At 74.2% G+C, this 2,011-nt stretch carries 1 protein-coding gene; it reads left to right on the top strand.

Annotated elements, in window-relative coordinates; translation table 11 throughout:
* Positions 1-1,444 (top strand): SIP domain-containing protein (locus tag GT354_RS35995; protein WP_161360588.1); only part of this gene is annotated, 1,444 nt, incomplete at its 5' end.
* Positions 1,445-2,011 lie beyond the last annotated feature (567 nt).

Here is a 2,011-nt window from a genome sequence, read left to right as displayed (position 1 = left end):
CACCGTCGAACATCAGGACCCCCGCGAACTGCGGCTGCCCGAGGACGAGTTCGACGTCGTTCACTCCTCCTGGTTGCTGCACCGGTTGGCCGATCCCGAGGTCGCGTTGCGCGCCATGGCCCGCGCGGTGCTGCCCGGCGGGCAGGTGGTCCTGCAATGGAGCTTCGGCCGACCGGCCGCCGACGGGCTCGCGATGCGCGACGCGCTCGACGGGGTCTACGCCCACGCCAGGTGGAAGGAACGGCTTGCCGGGGCGCCGTCGGCGATCCATCGGCATTCCGTCGAGCGGGTTCGCGACGTGCTGGTCGACGAGGGCCTGGAGATCGTGGTGGAGCAGCGCGACGTCGCGGTGTCGGCAGGCCCGGACCCGGAGGCGCTGCGCCGGTTCGCCCGGGCCACGGCGTTCTCCGAGCCGGCCGACGTGCTGGGCGACGACGCCGACGCCTTCGTCGACGAGGTGCTGTCGGCTCTCTTCGAGTCCGGCCACGCCGACCTGCACAACGCCCGGCTGATCGCCCGCCGTCGGGGCGATGAGGACGACGTGAGCGACGCGGACGACGGGGACCAGGCTCCCCTACTGGTGCGGCCGTTCCCGCAGGCCGTCGGGCTGCTGGAAGTGGTCGAGGCGGACTCGCTCAGCCCGTTGATGCGTCGCCTGACGCTGCACGGGGAGGGGTTGGCCGACATGATCGTCGAGCAGCCCGGCGAGATCGTCACCTTGATCTGGCCCGCTCGGGGTACCGAGGAGATCTTCCTGCCCGAGCCCGGTCGATGGCGCTTCGCCGGGGGCCGGGAGCAGCCCGCCAGGAACTACACCGTCCGCGCGTTCGACGCCGAGGCTCGGTCGCTGACCGTCGACTTCTTTTTGCACGGCGACCACGGCGACCGGGGTTTCCGTGGCGAAGACGGTGACGAAGGCGAAGCGACGGAAGCGACGGAAGCGGCCGCAGCGGGTGACCACGGTGCCGCCGGTCGGTGGGCCGGTGCCGCCCGACCGGGGGACCGGGTGGGCTTTGCCGGGAGCCGGGTGCACTGGGTGACCGACCCGGCCGCCGAGTGGACCCTGCTGGTCGGCGACGAGACGGCGCTGCCCGCAATCGCCGCCACCGTTGCCGAACTGCCCACCGATCACCCCACGTTCGTGGTCCTGGAGGTCCGCGACGAAGCGGAACACGCCGCCCTCGACGTCGACCACGCGCACGCCCGGGTGCACTGGGTCCACCGCGGCGACGCCGAACCGGGCCGAGGGCGGGGGCTGGAAGACGCGGTACGCGCGTTGACCCTGCCGGACGGGCCCGGGCAGGTCTGGGCCGCCGGCGAATCCCTGGTCATCCGCAGCCTGCGCGCCCACCTGCTCAAGGAACGGGAGCTGCCCAAGGCCACGGTGAGCGCACTGGGCTACTGGAGCCATCCCCGCACCTCGCGAGCGAGCCGCACGACCTGACCCCGAGGCACGGCGGGGGCGAACTCACCACGGCGCCGCGTCGCGAGGGGGCTCGCCGGCTCACTTCGGTCGCGTCGCGAAAGGGGCTCCTCCACTCACCTCGGCGGCGTCGCGAGGGGGCTCGCCGGCTCACTTCGGTCGTGTCGCGAGTGGGGCTCGCCGGCTCACTTCGGTCGCGACGCGAAAGGGGCTCCTCCACTCACCTCGGCGGCGTCGCGAGGGGACTTGCCGGCCCCCTCGGTCGCGTCGCGAAAGGGGCTCCTCCACCCACCGCCGCGCCACGAACGGGGCTCGCCCGCCCACCACCGCCGCGTCGCGAGTGAGGCCCGCCCACCTCGGCTACGCCGCGCCGCCGACGGGCTCACCCGCCCGCCGAGGCCACCCGATCAGCGTCGGGGGGCGGGCCCGGGCCCGGCCTGTCCACGACCACACGCACGGTCGACTCCGGGCCGGGAAGCCCCGGTTCGGCCGCCGGGCCGCGGTCGCCGCCGATCGCGGCCCGTGCGCGCCGGCAGGCCCCGTGCCCGGGCGCTGACCGTCACCGCACCGTCCGAGGGCTACCACTAC

The sequence above is a fragment of the Streptomyces sp. SID3343 genome, assembly GCF_009865215.1.
In the GTDB taxonomy this organism is placed as follows: Bacteria; Actinomycetota; Actinomycetes; order Streptomycetales; family Streptomycetaceae; genus Embleya.
Note: the sequence above shows the minus strand (reverse complement) of the source record. Positions and strands in the feature narration are given on the sequence as shown.